Here is a 19,518-nt window from a genome sequence, read left to right as displayed (position 1 = left end):
TCAGCCATCGACGGTGATGACCCCGCGACGGATCTGGTCGAGTTCGATCGACTCGTACAGCGCCTGGAAATTGCCGTTGCCGAAGCCTTCGTTGCCCTTGCGCTGGATGATCTCGAAGAAGATCGGGCCGAACATATTCTCGGTGAAGATCTGGAGCAGGAGCCCCTCCTCCTTCACGTCGCCGTCGATCAGGATGCGGTTCCGGCGCAGACGCGCCAGATCCTCGCCATGGCCGGGCACGCGCTTGTCGACCAGTTCGTAATAGGTCTCGATCGTATCCTGCAACCGCACGCCGCGCGCGCGCAGTTTCTCGACCGTCGTGTAGATATCGTTGGTCGAGAGAGCGAGGTGCTGGATGCCCTCGCCATTGTAATCGCGGATGAATTCCTCGATCTGGCTCTTGTCGTCCTGGCTCTCGTTCAGCGGGATGCGGATCGCGCCGTCGGGGGCGATCATCGCCTGGCTGAACAGGCCGGTCGCCTTGCCCTTGATGTCGAAGTACTTCTGCTCCTCGAAGCCGAAGAGCTTGCCGTAGAATTCGGACCAGACGCGCATCTGGCCGCGCTTCACGTTGTGGGTGAGATGGTCGAGCAGATCGAGCCCGACCGAATTCTCGGCCTCCGCCTGCGCCGCGCCGGGCACCGCATCCCAATCGTCATACAGGCTGCCCGCCGCGCCATGGCGATCGACCAGATAGAGCAGCGAGCCGCCGATCCCCTCGAGAACATAGATGCCCTCGCCGAGCGCGCCGGAGGCCGCATCCGCCGCCTTGGCGCCCCGATCGAGCGCGGCGGCGAACGCCTGCTTCGCGTCGGCCACGCGGAATGCCATGCCGCTGGCCGACGGGCCATGATCGCGACGGAAATCGGCCGCCTGGCCGGTCGGCTCGCGGTTCAGCAGCAGGTTGATGCGGCCCTGCTTGTAGCGGACGATCGCCTTGGTCGGGTGGATCGAGGCGGGGACGAAGCCCAATTGCTCGAACTGGCGCGCCATCGCCTCGGGATCGGGCGAGGTGAATTCGCAGAATTCGAAGCCGGCGAGCCCGAGGGGGTTGCTCGCATCGACCGCCGGGCGATCGAGGGTGGCGCTGCCGTTCATCACACTCTCCATTTATGGTATCATTTGAGACGATATTGCGCTTCCGGCGAATTGGTGTCAAATGTTACGATATTCCAGTGCAGGCGGTCCCCGATTGCGGCCGGCCGCGCGAATGGTACGATCGGTGATGGCCGCCCGCACGCTGACCCTCGACACCTTCCTGCCCTACCGGCTGTCCTTCACCTCCAACCTCGTGAGCGACCGGGTCGCGTCGATCTATGCCGATCTGTTCGACCTGAAGATCCCGGAGTGGCGCATCATTGCCGTAACGGCCGAGCGCGAGATGATTTCCCAGCAGGAGATCGGCCAGCTCACCCGCATGGACAAGGTGACGGTCAGCCGCAGCGCCATCGCCCTGACCCAGCGCGGGCTGCTATCGCGGTTGCCCCATCGGGATGACCGCCGATCGCATCTGCTGACGCTGTCTGCCGAGGGACGCGCGCTGTACGATCAGGTGGCCCCCAAGGCGCTGGAGATCGAGGCGCGGCTGTTCGCCGGTTTCAGCGAGGCCGAGCTGGCGACCTTCGTGTCGATGCTCCGCCGGATCGATGCGATCGCGGGCGGCGGATCGACGAGTGCCGCCGCCGATTAAGACGCCCATCTTTTCCTTGAGGGAACGACAGCTCATTATTTATATCGGCTAGTGGGGGTCTGACCGGCCCATATAATCCCATGGTACAAGCCTTCCTTTCGCAAGGAGCCGATCCGTGAGCCGCATTTCCCTCGCCCAGGCCAACGCCATCATCGCCGCCGCGCTCGACAAGGGGGGCGCGCTGGGGCTCAAGCCGCTCAGCGTCGCGGTGCTGGATGCCGGCGGGCATCTGATCGCCTTCGCCCGGCAGGATGGCGCCTCGACGCTGCGGTTGCAGATCGCGAGCGGCAAGGCGGGCGGGGCGTTGGCGCTCGGCATCTCGTCGCGCAAGATCGCGGATATGGCGGCGGAGCGGCCGAGTTTCGTCGCGTCGCTGGGGCCGATCGCGCCGCATGGCGTGATCCCGGCGGCGGGCGGCGTGATCGTGGTGGATGGCGAGGGCGCGCCGATCGGCGCGGTCGGCGTGACGGGCGACACGTCCGACAATGACGAGATCTGCGCGCTGGCGGGCATCGCCGCCGCTGGCCTGACCGCGCAGGGCTGAGCGGCGCTCCGCCATGTCGCTGAAAATGCCCGAGCCCGATCAGGCGGTGCTGGCCCGCCGCACGGAGATCGTCGCCGCGTTGCGGGCGATCGTGCCGGGCGAGGGGGTGATCGACGATGTGGATGCGCTGCGGCCCTATGAATCGGATGGGCTGACTGCCTATCGCCAGCCGCCGATGGTCGTCGTACTGCCGAGCGATACCGCCCAAGTCGCGGCGGTGCTGCGCTGGTGCCACGACAATGGCGTTAAGGTGGTGCCGCGCGGTTCGGGCACCTCGCTGTCGGGCGGTGCGCTGCCGCTGGCGGATGGCGTGCTGCTGGGGCTGGGCAAGCTCAACCGCGTGCTGGGCATCTCCTATGAGGCGCGGCTGGCGGTGGTGCAGCCGGGGGTCACTAACCTGGCCATCACGCGCGCCGTGGAGGAGATGGGCTTCTATTACGCGCCCGATCCGTCGAGCCAGATCGCCTGTTCGATCGGCGGCAATATCGCCGAAAATTCGGGCGGGGTGCATTGCCTGAAATATGGGCTGACCACCAACAACGTCCTCGGCGTCGAGCTGGTGACGATGGATGGCGAGATCGTGCGGATCGGCGGGGAGACGCTCGATCCGCAGGGGCTCGACCTGCTCGGCGTGGTGGTCGGCTCCGAGGGGATGCTCGGCGTCGTGACCGAGGTGACCGTCCGCATCCTGCCCAAGCCCGAGACGGCGCGCGCGGTGCTGATCGGTTTCTCCACCGTCGAGGGCGCGGGGCAGTGCGTGGCCGACGTGATCGCGGGTGGCATCATCCCGGCGGGCATGGAGATGATGGACCGGCCGGCGATCCATGCGGCCGAGGCGTTCGTCAACGTCGGCTATCCGCTCGATGTGGAGGCGCTGCTGATCGTCGAACTGGACGGGCCGGAGGCCGAATGCAGCCACTTGATCGGCGAGATCGAGCGGATCGCGCTGGCGAACGGCGCGGTTTCGGCGCGCATCTCGCAGAGCGAGGAGGAGCGGGTCGCCTTCTGGGCGGGGCGCAAGGCGGCCTTCCCGGCGGTCGGGCGGCTGTCGCCCGATTATTATTGCATGGACGGCACCATTCCGCGCCGCCGCCTGCCCGACGTGCTCGATGCCATGAAGGAATTGTCGGCGCACTACGGCCTGGGCGTGGCGAATGTGTTTCACGCGGGCGACGGCAATCTCCACCCGCTGATCCTCTACGATGCCAATGTGCCGGGCGAACTCGACAAGGCCGAGGCGTTCGGCAACGACATATTGCGGCTGTGCGTGAAGGTGGGCGGCGTGCTGACCGGCGAACATGGCGTCGGCGTCGAGAAGCGCGACCTGATGCCCGAAATGTTCAGCGAGACCGATCTGCGCCACCAGCAGCGGCTGAAATGCGCGTTCGATCCCGAATTGCTGCTCAACCCCGGGAAGGTCTTCCCGACGCTCCATCGCTGCGCCGAACTCGGGCGGATGCATGTCCACCGGGGGCAGGTGCCCTTCCCCGAACTGCCGCGCTTCTGATGGCGGTTCATTCTCCCACGAGCGCCGAGGATGTCGTCGCGATCGTCGCCGACGCGGCTGCGGCCGGCGGCACGCTGGAGATCGTCGGCGGCGGCAGCAAGGCCGAGATCGGCGCCCCCGCGCGCACGGGCGACCGGATCGACCTGCGCGGGCTGAGCGGGATCGTCGATTACGATCCGGCCGAACTGGTGCTGACAGTGCGGGCGGGCACGCCGCTGGCCGACATCGAGGCATTGGTGGCGGGCGAGGGCCAGATGCTGGCGTTCGATCCGTTCGATCATGGCCCGATTTTCGGCGGGCCGGCGGGCGCCAGCACGATCGGTGGGGTGCTGGCGGCGGGGGTCGGCGGATCGCGGCGGGTGTCGGCGGGCGGTGCGCGCGATCATCTGCTGGGGTTCACCGCCGTCTCCGGGCGGGGTGAGCGGTTCGTCGCGGGCGCCAAGGTGGTGAAGAACGTCACCGGCTACGATCTGCCCAAGCTCGCCTGCAACAGCTGGGGCCGCCTGTTCGCGCTGACCGAGGTGACCTTGAAGGTGCTGCCGCGCCCCCGCGAGACCGCCACCCGCCTGCTGCGCGGGCTGAGCGCCGAACAGGCGCTGCGGGCGATGGCCACGGCGATGGGGGCACAGGCCGAGGTGGCCGCCGCCGCGCATCGGCCGGCCGATGGCGTGACGGCGTTCCGGCTGGAGGGCTTCGGCCCCTCGGTCGCGGCGCGGCTGGGGCTGCTCGATCGGCTGATGGCGGATTTCGGCCAGACCGCGCCTGCCGGAGTGGAGGAAGCGGACGCCTTCTGGGGCGACATGCGGACCCTCGCGCCGCTGGGTGACGGGACGTTGTGGCGGATCAGCGTGCCTTTGCTCGGCGTGCGCGCGCTCGTCGCCGCGCTGGAGGCGGCCGGTGCGCGGCTGCTGATCGACTGGGCCGGGGCGCTGTTGTGGGCGGCGATCGAGGGCGAGGCGTCGATGGTGCGCGACGCGGCAGCGGCGGTCGGCGCCCATGCGATCCTGGTGCGCGGCAGCGAAGGCGAGCGCGCCGCGACCCCCGCGTTCCAGCCCCAGCCGCCGGTGCTGGCGGCGCTGGAAACGCGGGTGCGCCGCGCGTTCGATCCGGCCGGCGTGTTCGAGACGGGGCGTTTCGCATGAAGACCGATTTCTCGCCCGCGCTGCTCGCCGATCCGGCGATGGCCGCCTCCGAAGCCGTGATCCGCAAATGCGTCCATTGCGGTTTCTGCACCGCGACCTGCCCGACCTATGTGCTGCTCGGCGACGAACTCGATAGCCCGCGCGGCCGCATCTATCTGATGAAGGAGATGCTGGAGCAGGAGCGCGAGCCGACGCCCGAGGTGGTCAAGCATATCGACCGCTGCCTCTCCTGCCTGTCGTGCATGACGACCTGCCCCTCGGGCGTGAACTACATGCACCTCGTCGATCATGCCCGCGCCTATATCGAGGAGCGGTATCGCCGGCCGTGGAAGGAGCGGCTGTTCCGGTCGCTGCTGGCGTGGGTGTTGCCGCATCCGGGGCGCTTCCGGCTGGCGCTGCGGCTGGCCCGACTGGTGAGCCCGGCCCGGCCGGTGCTGGCGAAGCTGCCAGCGCTGGAGCCGATGGCGGCGATGCTCGCGCTGGCGCCGGATACGGTGCCGGCCAGGGCGTCGAGGCGCGACGGCCTGATCGCCACGCCCAGGGGACGGGTCGCGCTGTTGCAGGGCTGCGCCGAACCCGTGCTACGCCCCGAATTCCGCGCGGCGGCGGTGCGGTTGCTCAACCGCGCCGGTTTTGACGTGATCTTCGCGCCCGGCGAGGGCTGCTGCGGCGCGCTGGTCCACCATATGGGGCGCGAGGCCGAGAGCCTCGATGCCGCGCGCCGCAACGTCGATGCGTGGATGGCCGAGATCGAGAGCCGGGGGCTGGCGGCGATCCTCGTCACCGCGTCCGGCTGCGGCACGACGATCAAGGATTACGGATTCATGCTGCGCGACGACGCGGCCTATGCCGACAAGGCCGCGCGCGTGTCGGCGCTGGCAAAGGACATCAGCGAATTCCTGATCGATGCCGGCCTGCCGGCGGCGGGCGAGGTGGGCGGGCTGACGGTCGCCTATCACGCCGCCTGCTCGCTCCAGCACGGGCAGAAGGTGACCGAGGCGCCCAAGAAGCTGCTCGCGCTGGCGGGCTTCACGGTGCGCACCCCGGCGGAGGCGCATCTGTGCTGCGGATCGGCCGGCACCTACAATATCCTGCAACCGGTGATCGCGGGCCAGTTGGGCGACCGCAAGGTCGCGAACATCACGAAGCTCGCGCCCGACGTGATCGCCACCGGCAACATCGGCTGCGCCATGCAGATCGGCCAGCGCACCGGCATCCCGATCGTCCACACCGTCGAACTGCTCGACTGGGCGACGGGCGGGCCGAAACCCCGGGCTATCGCCTGAGCCGAACCTCAGCCGACCTTGGCGGCATCTTCCACGCCGTGCAGGAACATGGTGGAGGCCATGTCGGCGATGGTGGCGCCCTGTAGCGGCCCGCTGGGATCGAACCAGGTGTGCGTCCAGTTGACCATGCCGAAGAACAGCATCGTCAGCGCGCGGCGGCGGGGGTGATCGTCGCCGAGGCCGGGCTGGGCCTCGCTCAGTAGCCGATCGAAGATATCGAGCAGGTTGCGCTGATGCTCGACGATGATCGCGCGCCGCTCGGGCGGCAGGTTGATGAGTTCGTTGAGCAGCACCTTGTGCTGGTCCTCGGCGCCCGCGTAGCGGTCCATCAGCGCGCGGGCGAGCAGGGCGATCTTCTCCCGCGGGCTGCCCGCCCCCTCGTCGATCTCGCGCGCGGCCTGCACCAGACTCTGGACGTGCAGGTCCATCACGTCGAACAGGATATCCTCCTTCGACGGATAATAATGGTAGATCAGCGACTTGGACGTCTTGCACGCCGCCGCGATCTGCGAAACCGACGCGCCGAGGAAGCCATGCCGGGCATAGAGCCCGGCCGCCGTGGCCGTGATGGCCTCGCGCCGTTGATCGTAATCCGCCGCCTGGGTGCGCGCCATCTATCCGTTCCGTAAGGCGCCGGATCGATCCGCCGCGCGATCACATTGAGCAAGCGGCGGTAAACTGCAAGCGGACCGGCTGATCCTCAATCCGTGCTGGCCGCCGCGATCAGGGTGACGAGGCCCTTGGCGAAACCCATCAGATCCTTGCCGGCGGCGCGGTTTTCGGGGGAGGCCATGGCGGCGTCGAAGGCGGCCGGATCGGCGAAGTGCATCTCGGCGATCAGGAAGGGGGCGGTGTCGCCGATCAGCACCTTGTCGGTGTGATTGACGATTGTCCGCAGCAGGCCGGGCACCTTCTCGATCAGCGGCAGGTGGACCTGCCGATAGTGATCGAGGAAGGCATCGACATCGTCGGGGCGCTGGTAGAGCGCGATCAGCTTCACGGTCATCGCGCCGGCCTCACAGCGCGTTCATGGTGAGGAGTTCGTAGGTCGCGACCGTCTCGTCTTCCTGATTGGTGACGAGCGCGTCCCAGCGGACTTCGCCATATTCCTCGTTGCGCTGGCTCTTGGCCTTGGCGGTCAGGCGCACGCGGATCGCGTCACCGGGCGAGACGGGTTTGAGGAAGCGCAGCGAATCCAGCCCGTAATTGGCGAGGACCGGGCCGGGGGCGGGATCGACGAACAGGCCGGCGGCGAAGCTCAGGATAAGATAGCCGTGCGCCACCCGGCCCGGGAAGAAGGGGTTCGCGGCGGCCGCCTCCTCGTCCATGTGGGCGTAGAAGGTGTCGCCGGTGAATTCGGCGAAATGCTCGATGTCCGCCAGGCTGATCGTGCGCGCTTCGGTGACGACGGTCTTGCCGATCTCCAGTTCGCCGAAGCGCAGCCGGAACGGGTGCGGCGGCGTGTCGGCGACCGGCGCGCCCGCGACCCAGCGGTGGCCGACGGCGGCGAGCATGCGCGGGCTGCCCTGAAGCGCGGTGCGCTGCATATAGTGGTGGACGCCGCGGATGCCGCCCATCTCCTCGCCGCCACCGGCGCGGCCGGGGCCGCCGTGGACGAGACCGGGGAGCGGCGAGCCGTGGCCGGTCGACTCCCGCGCGCAATCGCGATCGAGGATCAGCACGCGGCCATGCCAGGCCCCGGCGCCCGCCACCACCTGCGCGGCGACGGCGGGATCGTAGGTGAACAGCGACATCACGAGCGAACCCTGGCCGCGATTGCACAGCGCGATCGCGTCGGCGACGTCGTCATAGGGCATCAGGGTCGAGACCGGGCCGAAGGCTTCCTTGTCGTGGACGCCGGCGGCCTCCCAAGGGGCATCGCAGCGCAGCAGGATCGGCGAGAGGAAGGCGCCGCCGGGCAGCGGATCGGCATCGGGATCGCCGAACACGATGCGTGCCTCGCGGGCGAGTTCGGCGACGGTCGCGCGGACATCGCGCAGCTGGCGTTCGCTGACGAGCGCGCCCATCGTCACGCCCTCCTGCGCGGGATCGCCGACGACCACCTTGGCGAGCCGGGCTGCGATCGCCTGCTCGACCGCGTCGATCAGCGGGCGGGGGACGAAGGTGCGGCGGATGGCGGTGCATTTCTGGCCCGCCTTGGTGGTCATCTCGCGGACGACCTCCTTCACGAACAGGTCGAATTCGGGCGCGTCCGGCGTCGCGTCGGGGCCGAGGACGGTGGCGTTGAGGCTGTCGCGCTCGGCGACGAAGCGCACGCTCTCACGCGCGAACACCGGGTTGGACTGGATCTTTTGCGCGGTCGCGGCCGATCCGGTGAAGGAGACGATATCCTGGCAGGTGAGATGATCGAGCAGGTCGCCGGTCGATCCGCTCAGCAATTGCAGCGCGCCGTCGGGCAGCACGCCCGCCTCCAGCATGATCCGCACGCAGGCTTCGGTGACGTAGGCGGTGGACGAGGCGGGCTTCACGATCGCGGGCACGCCGGCGAGCAACGTCGGCCCGAGCTTCTCCAGCATCCCCCAGCAGGGGAAGTTGAAGGCGTTGATATGGACCGCGACGCCCTGGAGCGGGGTATAGATATGCTGGCCGAGGAAGGTGCCGCGCTTGGACAGGATTTCGGGCGGCCCGTCGAGCAGGACGGTGTCGTTGGGCAGTTCGCGGCGGCCCTTGGACGAATAAGCGAAGAGCGTGCCGGCGCCGCCCTCGATGTCGATCCAGCCATCGCCGCGCGTCGCGCCGGTGTGGGCCGAGAGGGCGTACAATTCCTCCTTGCGGGCCATGATCGCCTCGGCCAGCGCCTTCAGCATCCGGGCGCGCTCGTGGAAGGTCATCGCCCGCAGCGCGGGGCCGCCGATCTGGCGGGCGTGGCGCGCCATGGCGGCGAAATCGATGCCGGCGGTGCCGAGTTCGGCGACGGTCTCGCCGGTGACGGCCGAGGCGACGGTTTCCAGCCGGTCCTGCGCGGCATACCAGCCGCCCTGGACATAGCTCATCAGATGCAGAGGCTTCATTCTCGTCTCTCCGTTCGGATCAGCGGCCCTTGAAGGCCGGCGTGCGCTTTTCGAGGAAGGCGGCGACGCCCTCGCGATAGTCTTCGGTGAACCCCAGCCGGCGCATGGCGTCGCGCTGGAGATCGAGTTCCTCGTCCAGCCCGTGCGCCCAGCTTTCGCGGATCATCGCCTTGGTCGCGGCGAGGCCGGCGGTGGGCGCGGTGGCGAATTTGGCGACGAGCGCGTCGGCGGTGGCGGCCAGATCGGCGTCGTCGACGACCTGCCAGATCAGGCCCCAGTCGGCGGCGGTTTCGGCGGGGATCGGCTGGCCGGTGAGCGCCATGCCCATCGCGCGGGCGTGGCCGACGAGGCGCGGCAGGATCCAGGTGCCGCCGGAATCGGGGATCAGGCCGATCGCCGCGAAGGACTGGATGAATTTGGCCGACCGCGCGGCGATGACGATGTCGGCGGCCAGCGCGATGCTGGCCCCGGCGCCGGCCGCCACGCCGTTGACGGCGCAGATCACCGGCATCGGCAGGGCGACCAGCCGGCGGATCAGCGGATTGTAGAAATTCTCGACCGATGTGCCCAGATCGACCGGCGCGTCGCCGGGCGACACGGCGCGATCGGAGAGATCCTGCCCGGCGCAGAAGCCCCGGCCCGAACCGATCAGCAGGAATACGCGGGCGCCCTCGGCCTCGACGCGGGACAAGGCCTCCTGCACCTCGCCGTGCATGACGGTGGTGAAGCTGTTGAGCCGATCCGGCCGGTTGAGCGTCAGCCGCGCGACGCCATCCTCCAGCGAGAAGAGGATCGTTTCATAGTCCATGGCCGCCGGCTCTCCCTCGGGTCTTATGGCCGTCCGCGTTAAAGTAGAACGGCCGGTCGGTCAATTATTGCGCAGCGCCCGGACGATGCCTAGGATGGAGCGCGAACAGAGTTTCGGGAGAGATGGAATGACCGACGCCTTCATCTGCGACGCGGTGCGCACGCCGATCGGCCGCTACGGCGGCGCGCTGGCCGGCGTCCGCGCGGACGATCTGGCGGCCATTCCGATCGCCGCCCTGAAGGCGCGCAATCCGGGTGTCGATTGGGCACTGCTCGACGATATCGTGCTGGGCTGCGCCAACCAGGCGGGCGAGGACAATCGTGACGTCGCGCGGATGGCGGCGCTGCTGGCGGGGCTCGGCGAGAGCGCGCCGGGCACGACGCTGAACCGCCTGTGCGGATCGGGGATGGATGCCGTCGGCACCGCCGCGCGGGCCATCAAGGCGGGCGAGGCGGGGCTCTATATCGCCGGCGGCGTCGAGAGCATGACCCGCGCGCCGTTCGTGATGGGCAAGGCGACGAGCGCCTTTTCCCGCAGCGCCGAGATATTCGACACGACGATCGGCTGGCGCTTCATCAATCCGCTGCTGAAGGCTCGCTTCGGGGTCGATTCGATGCCCGAGACGGCCGAGAACGTCGCGCAGGATTTCGGCGTGAGCCGCGCCGATCAGGACGCTTTCGCCGTCCGCAGTCAGGCGCGCGCCGCCGCCGCGCAGGCCGCTGGGCGCTTCGATGCCGAGATCGTTCCCGTCACGATCCCGCAGCGCAAGGGCGATCCGGTCGTCGTCGATCGCGACGAGCATCCCCGCGCCACCACTGTCGAGACGCTGGGCAAGCTGAAGCCGATCGTCCGCCCGGACGGCACGGTGACCGCCGGCAACGCATCGGGCGTGAACGATGGCGCGGCGGCGATCCTCGTCGCGTCGGAGGCGGCGGCCAAGCGGCATGGCCTCACCCCGCGCGCGCGAGTCGTCGCGACCAGCGTGGTCGGCGTGCCGCCGCGAATCATGGGTATCGGGCCGGCGCCGGCCAGCCTGTCCGTGCTCGCCAAGGCGGGGATGACGCTCGATCAGATCGACCTGATCGAACTGAACGAGGCGTTCGCGTCGCAGGGGCTGGCGGTGCTGCGCCAGCTCGGCCTGGCCGACGATGCCGATCATGTGAACCCCAACGGCGGGGCGATCGCGCTCGGCCATCCGCTCGGCATGTCGGGCGCGCGCCTCGTGCTGACGGCCACCGAGGAGCTTCAGCGCAGCGGCAAGCGCTTCGCCCTGTGTACGATGTGCATCGGCGTGGGGCAGGGCATCGCCATGATCATCGAGCGGGTGTGATGCTGTGAATGATTAGTTGACCGACCGGTCGGCTAATGATATCCGGGGATCAACGAAAGGATCGGCCATGTACACCACCGAGCTGAGCGCGACTCCCACCCGCATCGCCGCCGCCGAGGGCGTCGAGGATGCGGCGCGGCTTGCCGAATTCGACGCGCGGGTCGCCGCCGACGATTTCATCGAGCCGAAGGACTGGATGCCGGAGGCGTATCGCCGCACCCTGATCCGCCAGATCTCGCAGCACGCGCACAGCGAGATCGTCGGCATGCTGCCCGAGGGCAATTGGATCACGCGCGCGCCGAGCTTGCGCCGCAAGGCGATCCTGATGGCCAAGGTGCAGGACGAGGCGGGCCACGGCCTCTACCTCTATTGCGCCGCCGAGACGCTCGGCATCTCGCGCGACGAGATGACGCAGGCGCTGCTGGCGGGGAAGGCGAAATACTCCACCATCTTCAACTATCCGACGCTGACCTGGGCCGACATGGGCACGATCGGCTGGCTGGTCGATGGCGCCGCGATCATGAACCAGGTGCCGTTGCAGCGGACGTCCTATGGCCCCTACGCCCGCGCGATGGTGCGGGTGTGCAAGGAGGAGAGCTTCCACCAGCGCCAGGGCTATGAGGCGGTGATGGCGCTCGCCGCCGGCACGCCCGAGCAGAAGGCGATGGCGCAGGACGCGCTCGATCGCTGGTGGTGGCCCTCGCTGATGATGTTCGGCCCGCCCGACGACAATTCGCCCAACACCGCCCAGTCGATGCGCTGGCGGATCAAGCGCGAGACCAATGACGAGCTGCGCCAGAAATTCGTCGACGTGACGGTGCCGCAGGCCGAGGCGCTCGGCCTGACGATCCCCGATCCCGATCTGGTGTGGAACGAGGCCAAGGGCGGCTATGATTTCGGCACGCCCGACTGGGACGAATTTTACGCCGTCGTGCGGGGCGAAGGCCCGGTCGCGATGGAGCGGATGGAAGCGCGCCGCAAGGCGTGGGACGATGGCGCCTGGGTGCGCGATGCCGCGATGGAACATGCCGCGAAGCAGCGGTCGCAACGTCTGGCCGCCTGACGGCCGACTATCGGGGGTAGGATCATGAACGGCGAATTCCCGCTTTGGGAAGTGTTTGTCCGCGCGAAAAACGGACTGTCGCACCGCCATGTCGGCAGCGTCCACGCTTCGGACGCGGCGATGGCGGTGGCGGGCGCGCGCGACGTGTATACGCGGCGGATGGAAGGCGTGAGCCTGTGGGTCGTGCCCTCGGCGGCGATCACCGCCTCCGATCCGGGCGACGCGGCCGAATTGTTCGAGCCGGCGGCGGACAAGGTCTATCGTCACCCGACCTTTTATGTCGTTCCCGACAATATCAAGCATATCTGATGGCCGACGCTCTCGCCGCCGCGCGCTTCGCGCAGAGCCTCCGGCTGGGGGACGACGCGCTCATCCTCGGCCAGCGGCTGGGGGAATGGGCCGGCCATGCGCCGACCCTCGAGGTCGATCTGGCACTCACCAACATCGGGCTCGACCTGATCGGCCAGGCACAGCATTTCCTGGGCTATGCCGGCGAACTGGAGGGCAAGGGGCAAGACGCCGACGGCCTCGCCTTCCGCCGCGACGTCTATGATTTTCGCAACTGCCTGCTGGTCGAACAGCCCAACGGCGATTTCGCGCGGACGATCGCGCGGCAGTATCTGTTTTCGGCATGGCAGTTGCCGTTGATGCAGGGGCTCGCCGCCTCGGCCGACCGGCGCATCGCCGATGTCGCGGAGAAAGCGGTCAAGGAAATCGCCTATCATGTCCGCTTCTCGGGCGAATGGATCGTCCGCCTCGGCGATGGCACGGCCGAGAGCAAGCGGCGGATGGAGGCGGCACTCGCCTGGTGCTGGCGCTTTGTCGACGAATTGTTCGAAAGTGATCCGGCGGAGGCTATGCTGGTCGAGGCCGGCGAGGCGGTGGATCGCGCCGCGCTGCGCCCGGCGTGGGATGCCGCCGTCGATGCCGTGCTGGCCGAGGCCGGGCTCGCCCGGCCGACGATCGGCCGGGGCGTGACCGGCGGGCGTGCCGGGCGGCACAGCGAGCATCTCGGCCATATCCTGTCCGAGATGCAGTTCCTGCCGCGAGCCTATCCCGACGCGGTCTGGTAAGCGCGATGCTGGAAGGCGCCGCGCTCGACCGCCACATCCTCGACGTGGCCGGCAACGTGCCCGATCCGGAGATACCGGCGGTCACGCTGGGCGATCTCGGCATCGTGCGCGGGGTGCGCCCCCGGCCGGACGGCGGCCGCGATGTCGCGCTGACGCCGACCTACACCGGCTGCCCGGCGACGCTCGCGATCGAGATGATGGTGCGCGGCGCGCTCGACGGGGCGGGGCTGGAGGGCGTGGGCGTCCGCGCCGAACTTTCGCCGCCCTGGACGACCGACTGGATCAGCGACGAGGGCCGGGAGAAATTGCGCGTCTACGGCATCGCCCCGCCCGAAAAGGGGGCGGCGGCCAGCCGCCTGCGCGGCGATCCGCCCGCCGCCTGCCCGCGCTGTGGCTCCACCCACACCGAGGAAGTCAGCCGCTTCGGATCGACGCCGTGCAAGGCGATGTGGCGCTGCCTCGACTGCCGTGAACCGTTCGACCGCTTCAAATGCCTCTAGGACCGCCGCAATGACCGCCAAGACCGATTTCCATCCGCTGCGCGTCGCCGAAGTCCGCCGGGAAACCAGCGATTCCGTGTCGATCCTGTTCGATGTGCCCGCCGATCTGTCGAACACCTTCGCCTTCGCGCCGGGCCAGTATCTCACCTTGCGCACCGACATCGCGGGCGAGGATATCCGCCGCAATTATTCGGTGTGCGTCTCGCCGCTCGACGGCGAGTTGCGCGTGGCGGTGAAGATGCTGGGCGGCGGGCGCTTCTCGACCTTCGCCAACGAACGGCTGAAGAGCGGCGACACGCTCGACGTGCTGGCGGCCGCCGGCCATTTCACCTGGGAATTCTCGCCCGAACGATCGGGGCGCTACGCCGCCTTCGCCGCCGGCTCGGGCATCACCCCGGTGCTGTCGCTGATCCGCACCGCGCTCCTGACCGAGCCGGAGAGCCGCTTCACCCTGTTCTACGGCAACCGCATGTCGAGCCAGATCCTGTTTCTGGAAACGCTCGCGGCGCTGAAGGATCGCTTCCTCGGCCGGCTGGAAGTCTATCATTTCCTGACGCTGGAAGAGGAGGATATCGCCCTCTTCAATGGGCGGCTCGATCGCGCCAAGTGCGATGAGATCCTCTCCACCCTGATCGATCCCGCCGCGATCGACGCGGCCTTCATCTGCGGCCCCGAAGGGATGATGGATGCCGCCGAAGGCGCCTTGCTGGCGGCCGGGGTCGATGCCGGCAGGATCCTCGTCGAACGCTTCATCAGCGCCGGTTCCAGCCCCGTGCTGGACGAGGCGGCCCACGCCAAGGCGCAGGCGGCGGCCGGGCGGCGGATGGGCGTGATCCTTGACGGGCGCAAGCTGACGGTGATGTTCGACGCCGAACAGGGCAACATCCTCGACAGCGTGCGCGCCATGGGTGCCCCGGCGCCTTACGCCTGCAAGGGCGGCGTGTGCGCCACCTGCCGCGCCAAGGTCGTCACCGGCGATGTCGAGATGCGGCTGAACTACGGGCTCACCAGGGAAGAGGTGGCGCAGGGCTATATCCTCACCTGCCAGGCGGTGCCGACGAGCGAGGATGTCGTCGTGAGCTACGACGCATGAGCCTGATGACGGTCGCGGTGTGCGGGGCCGGGGCGATGGGGTCGGGCATCGGCCAGGTCGCCGCGCAGGCCGGCCATCCGGTCGTGATGTTCGACACCGCCGAAGCCGCGCTCGATCGCGGGCGGGCCGGCATCGACAAGGCGCTCGCCGGGCTGGAGGCCAAGGGGCGGCTGGGCGAGGGCGGCGCGGCGGCCGTCTCGGGGCGGATGCGCTGGACCAGCGACATCGCCGATCTGGCCGGCGCCGGCCTTGTGATCGAGGCGATCATCGAAGACGAGGCGATCAAGGCCGGCCTGTTCGACCGGATCGAGGCGGTGGTCGGCGAAGACGCGATCCTCGCCAGCAACACCTCCTCGCTGTCGATCACCCGGCTGGGCGCGAAACGCCGCCGGCCGGATCGCTTCGCCGGCATGCACTTCTTCAACCCCGCGCCGGTGATGAAGCTGGTCGAGGTGATGGCGGGCGCCGAAACCGCGCCCGAGGTCGCCGCCGAAATTGCCCGGCTGGCGACCGGCTGGGGCAAGGTCGCGATCCCCGTGCGCGACGTGCCGGGCTTCATCGTCAACCGCGTGGCGCGGCCTTATTATGCCGAGGGCTTTCGCGCGCTCGGCGAAGGCGTGGCGCCGGCCGCGACGATCGATCGCGCGCTCAAGGCGCTGGGCGGCTTCCGCATGGGGCCGCTCGAACTGGCCGACCTGATCGGCCACGACGTGAATTTCGCGGTCGCCCGCTCCGTTTACGACGCTTATTTCGGCCAGACCCGCTTCACGCCGCAACTGGCGCAGGGCGCGCTGGTCGATGCCGGACGGCTCGGTCGCAAGGCGGGGCGGGGGGTGTATGATTATGGCGGTGCGGCACCGGTCGAGCCGGTCGTGCTGTCGGCCAAGCCCGCGCGGGATATCCGCGTGTCCGGGGCGAGCGATCCGCTTCTGCTCGCGCTGGCGCGGGATGCAACCGAAGCGGACCTGCCCGATGGCATGATCGAGGTGGATGGCGTGCTGGTCGGCCTTACCGATGGCGCGATGGCGGCAAGCCACGCGCGGCGGATCGGGCGGCCGGTGGCGCTGATCGACTGGGTCGGTGCCGATCTGCCCGTGCTGATTTTCGCCGCGTCGGATGACGATGCGGCGGCGGCGGTTGCCGGGCTTGCGGCGGCGACCGGGCGGGAGGCGTATCGTGTCGCCGATCGGCCCGGCCTGATCGCGCTCCGCACCCTCTGCCAGCTCGCCAATGCCGCCGGCGATGCGGTGCGCGACGGCGTCGCCGACGCGGCGGGCATCGACGATGCGCTGCGCCACGGCGCCAATTATCCGCTCGGGCCGCTCGCCTGGGCAACCGGCATCGGCCATGCCCGGTTGATCGCGCTGTTGGAGACGATCGCGGCCGAGACCGGCGAGGCGATGTACCGCCCGTCCGAATATTTCCGGCGCGCCGCATGAGCGGGGAGGGGGAACCCATGCTGCTGATCGAGCGACCCGGCGAGGCCATCACCCTGCTGCGCCTCAACCGCCCCGATCGCCGCAACGCGATTGCCACACCGCTGCTGGCCGCGATCGCCGACGCGCTCGACGAAGCGGCGCGCGACGATGCCGTGCGCGCGGTCGTCATCACGGGCTCCGTCAAGGTGTTCGCCGCCGGGGCCGACATCGGTGAGATGGCGGACAAGACCGCCGTGGGCGCGCTCGCCGACGTGCGGCCCGCGCTCTGGGCGCGGCTCCGCGCTTTCCCCAAGCCGCTGGTCGCGGCGGTCGAGGGCTGGTGCCTGGGCGCCGGCAACGAACTGCTGATGTGCTGCGATCTGGCCGTGGCCGGCGCCGGCGCGAAATTCGGCCAGCCCGAAACCAATCTCGGCATCATGCCCGGCGCCGGCGGCACCGCGACCCTGCCGCGCCTCGTCGGGCGGACGGCCGCGATGAAGATGGTGCTGCTGGGCGACCCGATCGATGCCGCCGAAGCCAGGGCGCTCGGCCTGATCGCCGCCGTCGTCGCGGATGGCGGCGCGCTCGACGAGGCGCTTGCCTGGGCCACCCGCCTCGCCACCCGCGCCCCGCTCGCATTGCGCCAGGCCAAGGCGATGGTGACCGCCGCGTTCGATCTGCCGCATCAGGCGCATTTGCAGGCCGAACGGCAGGCGTTCGCACTGCTGTTCTCCACCGCCGACAAGGCCGAGGGCGTCGCCGCCTTCCTGGAACGGCGGCCGCCTGACTGGACCGGGACGTGAGAATATGAAGGTCGCGCCGGCTGGGATTTGACAGGATAGCGGCGAAGCCCCACGGCATGATCGATCGTAACGGTCTTCGGAGGAAGCGATGGCCATGATCCTTCACGGCTATTGGCGTTCCGGCACGTCCTATCGCACGCGCATCGCCTTCAACCTGAAGGGCGTCGCCTACGAGACCGCGCCGACCAACCTCATCGCCGGCGAGCAGCGCGGCGACGCCTATCGGGCGCTCAACCCGCAGGGGCTGGTCCCCGCGCTGGCGCTGGACGGCGCGGTGTTGACGCAGAGCCCGGCGATCATCGAATGGCTGGAAGAAACCTGCCCCGATCCACCCTTGCTCCCGGCCGATCCGGTCGGCCGGGCGACGGTGCGGGCGATGGCGGCGCTGATCGGCTGCGACATCCACCCGCTCAACAATCTGCGCGTGCTGAAGGCGCTCAAGGGCGATCTGGGTGCGTCGCAGGAGACGATCGACGCCTGGGCCGCCCGCTGGATCGGCGACGGCTTCGCGGCGCTGGAGAAGATGGTGTCCCGGCACGGGAACGGTTTCGCCTATGGCAGCGGGCCGACCCTCGCCGACTGTTATCTCATCCCGCAAATCTATTCGGCCGAACGGTTCAAGGTCGATCTGTCGCCATACCCGCGCCTGCTGGCAATCCGCGCCGCAGCCGAGGCGCTGCCGGCCTTCGCGGACGCCCATCCCGATCGGCAGCCCGACGCCGCCTGATCTCTCCGGGGCCGAAACTCCCGGCCGTCACGGGCTCTTCCGCCGTGGTCCAAAATCCGATATAAATGTGATATCAAATTGATTCGGAGGGACGGACGATGGCTGAGACGGGTCATGGCGCGCTGAGCGCCAGTCGCGAGCGCGGCGCGCATACCGCCAACGGGCTGCTGATGCTGCTCGTCGGCTTCGTGGCGATCTGCGTGGGGCTGTTCGGGATGCTCGCGCTGGCGGGCGGCGCGCCGGCGGGGCTGGGCTTTGTGCTGGTCGGCGGGCTGGGCTTTTTCCTGATCGCGCCGGGCTTCTACATGCTCCAGCCCAATCAGGCGGCGGCGATCCTGCTGTTCGGCTCCTATCGCGGCACCGATCGCGCCGAAGGGCTGCGCTGGGTGCTGCCGTGGATGGGCCGCACCAAGCTGGCGGTGCGCGCCAACAACATCATTTCGGACAAGCTGAAGGTGAACGACCTGCGCGGCAACCCGATCGAGATCGCGGCGCAGCTCGTGTGGCGCGTGACCGACACCGCCCAGGCTTTGTTCGACGTGGACGATTACCGCAGCTTCGTGCGGGTGCAGATCGAAAGCGGCCTGCGCGCGATAGGCTCGCGCTACGCCTATGACGACGTTGCGCACGGCGAGGTGACCCTGCGCGGCAATCACGACGTGGTGAATACCGAGCTGCGCGCCGAGCTGATCGCCCGGCTGGCGGTGGCGGGCATCACCGTTGACGAATGCGCGCTGACGCACCTGGCCTACGCCCCCGAGATCGCGGGCGCCATGCTGCGCCGCCAGCAGGCCGAGGCGGTGGTCTCGGCGCGGACCAAGCTGGTCGAGGGCGCGGTCGGCATGGTGCAGCTCGCGCTGGAGCAATTGTCCGAGCGCGGCGTGGTCGAGCTGGACGACGAGCGGCGGGCAATGATGGTGTCGAACCTGATGGTCGTGCTGTGCGGCGATCGCGATGCGCAGCCGATCGTCAACACGGGCACCCTGTACCAGTAAGCGCCCCGCACGATGCCGCCACCCGCCCGCAAGGCCTATGCCCTCCGCCTCGATCCGGCGCTGTTCGCCGCTATCGAGCGGCTGGCGGCGGCCGATCTGCGCAGCGTGAACGGCGAGATGGAATGCCTGCTGCGCGAGGCGCTGGCGCGGCGCGGCGTGAAGCTGGAACCGGCCGAACCCCGCCCCCGTGGGCGGCCCCCCAAGGAGGAGGACGACGATGCTGCATGAGAGTGGCGACGAACACGCCTGGTTCGCTCCGAAGCGCTTCGGCTACGGCGCCGGCCTGCCGATCCGCTGGCAGGGCTGGGCGGTGCTGGCGGCCTATGTCGGCGTGATGACGGGATCGACCGGGCTTCTGCCGGTGGGCACGCTGCCGGCCATCGGTGCCGGCGTGCTGATGGTGGTGGCGACGGTTCTGCTGGTCGTCATCGCCAAGCGCCGCACGCGCGGCGGCTGGAAGTGGCGGTCGGGCGGGGATTGATTTCTGGCGGGAGTTTGGTGGCGGCC

The 19,518-nt window shown here is 69.1% G+C and carries 22 protein-coding genes; 17 read left to right on the top strand and 5 right to left on the bottom strand.

The window, feature by feature from the left end:
* Nucleotides 1–1,110 (bottom strand): 4-hydroxyphenylpyruvate dioxygenase, encoded by a 1,110-nt coding sequence (gene hppD / locus PQ455_RS12585; protein WP_273686431.1) that lies wholly within the window; start codon nt 1,108–1,110, stop codon nt 1–3.
* A 115-nt stretch (nt 1,111–1,225) separates the two neighbouring features.
* On the opposite strand from hppD, the gene PQ455_RS12580 reads away from it, so the two are divergent.
* The 5 genes from PQ455_RS12580 (at nt 1,226) to glcF (ending at nt 6,169) form a co-directional block, all read left to right on the top strand.
* Nucleotides 1,226–1,690, top strand: coding sequence for a MarR family winged helix-turn-helix transcriptional regulator (locus tag PQ455_RS12580; RefSeq protein WP_273686430.1), 465 nt, complete (start codon nt 1,226–1,228; stop codon nt 1,688–1,690).
* Between the two features lie 115 nt (nt 1,691–1,805).
* A complete protein-coding gene (locus PQ455_RS12575) occupies nt 1,806–2,234 on the top strand; it encodes a GlcG/HbpS family heme-binding protein (protein ID WP_273686429.1) in 429 nt (142 codons plus the stop codon).
* A gap of 13 nt (nt 2,235–2,247) precedes the next feature.
* The gene (locus PQ455_RS12570; protein WP_273686428.1) at nt 2,248–3,741 is read left to right on the top strand and encodes an FAD-linked oxidase C-terminal domain-containing protein; all 1,494 of its coding nucleotides are present in this window, start codon (nt 2,248–2,250) and stop codon (nt 3,739–3,741) included.
* Nucleotides 3,741–4,883 carry an FAD-binding protein gene (locus tag PQ455_RS12565; protein WP_273686427.1) on the top strand — a complete coding sequence of 381 codons (1,143 nt, stop codon included), beginning with the start codon at nt 3,741–3,743 and terminating at the stop codon, nt 4,881–4,883. The genes PQ455_RS12570 and PQ455_RS12565 overlap by 1 nt, the downstream gene beginning before the upstream one ends.
* Nucleotides 4,880–6,169 (top strand): glycolate oxidase subunit GlcF, encoded by a 1,290-nt coding sequence (glcF, locus tag PQ455_RS12560; RefSeq protein WP_273686426.1) that lies wholly within the window; start codon nt 4,880–4,882, stop codon nt 6,167–6,169. Before PQ455_RS12565 ends, glcF begins: the two co-directional genes overlap by 4 nt.
* A gap of 8 nt (nt 6,170–6,177) precedes the next feature.
* Here the strand turns inward: glcF and PQ455_RS12555 are convergent, their stop codons facing one another.
* The 4 genes from PQ455_RS12555 to paaG all read right to left on the bottom strand — a co-directional run bounded on the left by PQ455_RS12555 (nt 6,178) and on the right by paaG (nt 10,009).
* Nucleotides 6,178–6,783 carry a TetR/AcrR family transcriptional regulator gene (locus tag PQ455_RS12555; protein WP_273686425.1) on the bottom strand — a complete coding sequence of 202 codons (606 nt, stop codon included), beginning with the start codon at nt 6,781–6,783 and terminating at the stop codon, nt 6,178–6,180.
* Nucleotides 6,784–6,869: 86 nt separating this feature from the next.
* Nucleotides 6,870–7,175, bottom strand: coding sequence for an EthD family reductase (locus tag PQ455_RS12550; protein WP_273686424.1), 306 nt, complete (start codon nt 7,173–7,175; stop codon nt 6,870–6,872).
* Between the two features lie 10 nt (nt 7,176–7,185).
* Nucleotides 7,186–9,201 carry a phenylacetic acid degradation bifunctional protein PaaZ gene (gene paaZ, locus PQ455_RS12545; protein WP_273686423.1) on the bottom strand — a complete coding sequence of 672 codons (2,016 nt, stop codon included), beginning with the start codon at nt 9,199–9,201 and terminating at the stop codon, nt 7,186–7,188.
* Nucleotides 9,202–9,220: 19 nt separating this feature from the next.
* The gene (paaG, locus tag PQ455_RS12540) at nt 9,221–10,009 is read right to left on the bottom strand and encodes a 2-(1,2-epoxy-1,2-dihydrophenyl)acetyl-CoA isomerase PaaG (protein ID WP_273686422.1); all 789 of its coding nucleotides are present in this window, start codon (nt 10,007–10,009) and stop codon (nt 9,221–9,223) included.
* Between the two features lie 127 nt (nt 10,010–10,136).
* Between paaG and pcaF the strand changes: the two genes are divergently transcribed.
* The 12 genes from pcaF (at nt 10,137) to PQ455_RS12480 (ending at nt 19,492) form a co-directional block, all read left to right on the top strand.
* Complete coding sequence (pcaF, locus tag PQ455_RS12535; RefSeq protein WP_273686421.1) at nt 10,137–11,339, top strand: 3-oxoadipyl-CoA thiolase; 1,203 nt, start codon at nt 10,137–10,139, stop codon at nt 11,337–11,339.
* 67 nt (nt 11,340–11,406) lie between these two features.
* Nucleotides 11,407–12,402: a 1,2-phenylacetyl-CoA epoxidase subunit PaaA gene (paaA, locus tag PQ455_RS12530; RefSeq protein ID WP_273686420.1), complete on the top strand. Its 996-nt coding sequence runs from the start codon at nt 11,407–11,409 to the stop codon at nt 12,400–12,402.
* A gap of 24 nt (nt 12,403–12,426) precedes the next feature.
* The gene (paaB, locus tag PQ455_RS12525; RefSeq protein WP_420542784.1) at nt 12,427–12,711 is read left to right on the top strand and encodes a 1,2-phenylacetyl-CoA epoxidase subunit PaaB; all 285 of its coding nucleotides are present in this window, start codon (nt 12,427–12,429) and stop codon (nt 12,709–12,711) included.
* Nucleotides 12,711–13,475 carry a 1,2-phenylacetyl-CoA epoxidase subunit PaaC gene (paaC, locus tag PQ455_RS12520; protein WP_273686419.1) on the top strand — a complete coding sequence of 255 codons (765 nt, stop codon included), beginning with the start codon at nt 12,711–12,713 and terminating at the stop codon, nt 13,473–13,475. Before paaB ends, paaC begins: the two co-directional genes overlap by 1 nt.
* Nucleotides 13,476–13,480: 5 nt before the next feature.
* The gene (paaD, locus tag PQ455_RS12515; protein ID WP_273686418.1) at nt 13,481–13,975 is read left to right on the top strand and encodes a 1,2-phenylacetyl-CoA epoxidase subunit PaaD; all 495 of its coding nucleotides are present in this window, start codon (nt 13,481–13,483) and stop codon (nt 13,973–13,975) included.
* Between the two features lie 10 nt (nt 13,976–13,985).
* Nucleotides 13,986–15,068 carry a 1,2-phenylacetyl-CoA epoxidase subunit PaaE gene (paaE, locus tag PQ455_RS12510; protein WP_273686417.1) on the top strand — a complete coding sequence of 361 codons (1,083 nt, stop codon included), beginning with the start codon at nt 13,986–13,988 and terminating at the stop codon, nt 15,066–15,068.
* Nucleotides 15,065–16,507: a 3-hydroxyacyl-CoA dehydrogenase gene (locus PQ455_RS12505; protein WP_273686416.1), complete on the top strand. Its 1,443-nt coding sequence runs from the start codon at nt 15,065–15,067 to the stop codon at nt 16,505–16,507. The genes paaE and PQ455_RS12505 overlap by 4 nt, the downstream gene beginning before the upstream one ends.
* 17 nt (nt 16,508–16,524) lie before the next feature.
* Nucleotides 16,525–17,289 carry an enoyl-CoA hydratase-related protein gene (locus PQ455_RS12500; RefSeq protein WP_273686415.1) on the top strand — a complete coding sequence of 255 codons (765 nt, stop codon included), beginning with the start codon at nt 16,525–16,527 and terminating at the stop codon, nt 17,287–17,289.
* 88 nt (nt 17,290–17,377) lie between these two features.
* Complete coding sequence (maiA, locus tag PQ455_RS12495; RefSeq protein ID WP_273686414.1) at nt 17,378–18,016, top strand: maleylacetoacetate isomerase; 639 nt, start codon at nt 17,378–17,380, stop codon at nt 18,014–18,016.
* A 98-nt stretch (nt 18,017–18,114) separates the two neighbouring features.
* Nucleotides 18,115–19,011, top strand: coding sequence for an SPFH domain-containing protein (locus PQ455_RS12490; protein ID WP_273686413.1), 897 nt, complete (start codon nt 18,115–18,117; stop codon nt 19,009–19,011).
* Nucleotides 19,012–19,023: 12 nt separating this feature from the next.
* Nucleotides 19,024–19,239, top strand: a complete 216-nt coding sequence (locus PQ455_RS12485; RefSeq protein ID WP_273686412.1) for a type II toxin-antitoxin system antitoxin — start codon at nt 19,024–19,026, stop codon at nt 19,237–19,239.
* Nucleotides 19,229–19,492, top strand: a complete 264-nt coding sequence (locus PQ455_RS12480) for a hypothetical protein (RefSeq protein WP_273686411.1) — start codon at nt 19,229–19,231, stop codon at nt 19,490–19,492. The genes PQ455_RS12485 and PQ455_RS12480 overlap by 11 nt, the downstream gene beginning before the upstream one ends.
* The last annotated feature ends 26 nt before the right edge of the window (nt 19,493–19,518 follow it).

The organism is Sphingomonas naphthae (assembly GCF_028607085.1).
GTDB lineage: Bacteria > Pseudomonadota > Alphaproteobacteria > Sphingomonadales > Sphingomonadaceae > Sphingomonas_Q > Sphingomonas_Q naphthae.
Note: the sequence above shows the minus strand (reverse complement) of the source record. Positions and strands in the feature narration are given on the sequence as shown.

What these genes read in the sequence shown, in the direction of transcription:
- hppD (WP_273686431.1), bottom strand. Translation starts at nt 1,110, where the DNA reads ATGGAGAGTGTGATGAACGGCAGCGCCACCCTCGATCGCCCGGCGGTC.
- PQ455_RS12580 (WP_273686430.1), top strand. Translation starts at nt 1,226, where the DNA reads ATGGCCGCCCGCACGCTGACCCTCGACACCTTCCTGCCCTACCGGCTG.
- PQ455_RS12570 (WP_273686428.1), top strand. Translation starts at nt 2,248, where the DNA reads ATGTCGCTGAAAATGCCCGAGCCCGATCAGGCGGTGCTGGCCCGCCGC.
- PQ455_RS12565 (WP_273686427.1), top strand. Translation starts at nt 3,741, where the DNA reads ATGGCGGTTCATTCTCCCACGAGCGCCGAGGATGTCGTCGCGATCGTC.
- glcF (WP_273686426.1), top strand. Translation starts at nt 4,880, where the DNA reads ATGAAGACCGATTTCTCGCCCGCGCTGCTCGCCGATCCGGCGATGGCC.
- PQ455_RS12555 (WP_273686425.1), bottom strand. Translation starts at nt 6,783, where the DNA reads ATGGCGCGCACCCAGGCGGCGGATTACGATCAACGGCGCGAGGCCATC.
- PQ455_RS12550 (WP_273686424.1), bottom strand. Translation starts at nt 7,175, where the DNA reads ATGACCGTGAAGCTGATCGCGCTCTACCAGCGCCCCGACGATGTCGAT.
- paaZ (WP_273686423.1), bottom strand. Translation starts at nt 9,201, where the DNA reads ATGAAGCCTCTGCATCTGATGAGCTATGTCCAGGGCGGCTGGTATGCC.
- paaG (WP_273686422.1), bottom strand. Translation starts at nt 10,009, where the DNA reads ATGGACTATGAAACGATCCTCTTCTCGCTGGAGGATGGCGTCGCGCGG.
- pcaF (WP_273686421.1), top strand. Translation starts at nt 10,137, where the DNA reads ATGACCGACGCCTTCATCTGCGACGCGGTGCGCACGCCGATCGGCCGC.
- paaA (WP_273686420.1), top strand. Translation starts at nt 11,407, where the DNA reads ATGTACACCACCGAGCTGAGCGCGACTCCCACCCGCATCGCCGCCGCC.
- paaB (WP_420542784.1), top strand. Translation starts at nt 12,427, where the DNA reads ATGAACGGCGAATTCCCGCTTTGGGAAGTGTTTGTCCGCGCGAAAAAC.
- paaC (WP_273686419.1), top strand. Translation starts at nt 12,711, where the DNA reads ATGGCCGACGCTCTCGCCGCCGCGCGCTTCGCGCAGAGCCTCCGGCTG.
- paaD (WP_273686418.1), top strand. Translation starts at nt 13,481, where the DNA reads ATGCTGGAAGGCGCCGCGCTCGACCGCCACATCCTCGACGTGGCCGGC.
- paaE (WP_273686417.1), top strand. Translation starts at nt 13,986, where the DNA reads ATGACCGCCAAGACCGATTTCCATCCGCTGCGCGTCGCCGAAGTCCGC.
- PQ455_RS12505 (WP_273686416.1), top strand. Translation starts at nt 15,065, where the DNA reads ATGAGCCTGATGACGGTCGCGGTGTGCGGGGCCGGGGCGATGGGGTCG.
- PQ455_RS12500 (WP_273686415.1), top strand. Translation starts at nt 16,525, where the DNA reads ATGCTGCTGATCGAGCGACCCGGCGAGGCCATCACCCTGCTGCGCCTC.
- maiA (WP_273686414.1), top strand. Translation starts at nt 17,378, where the DNA reads ATGGCCATGATCCTTCACGGCTATTGGCGTTCCGGCACGTCCTATCGC.
- PQ455_RS12490 (WP_273686413.1), top strand. Translation starts at nt 18,115, where the DNA reads ATGGCTGAGACGGGTCATGGCGCGCTGAGCGCCAGTCGCGAGCGCGGC.
- PQ455_RS12485 (WP_273686412.1), top strand. Translation starts at nt 19,024, where the DNA reads ATGCCGCCACCCGCCCGCAAGGCCTATGCCCTCCGCCTCGATCCGGCG.
- PQ455_RS12480 (WP_273686411.1), top strand. Translation starts at nt 19,229, where the DNA reads ATGCTGCATGAGAGTGGCGACGAACACGCCTGGTTCGCTCCGAAGCGC.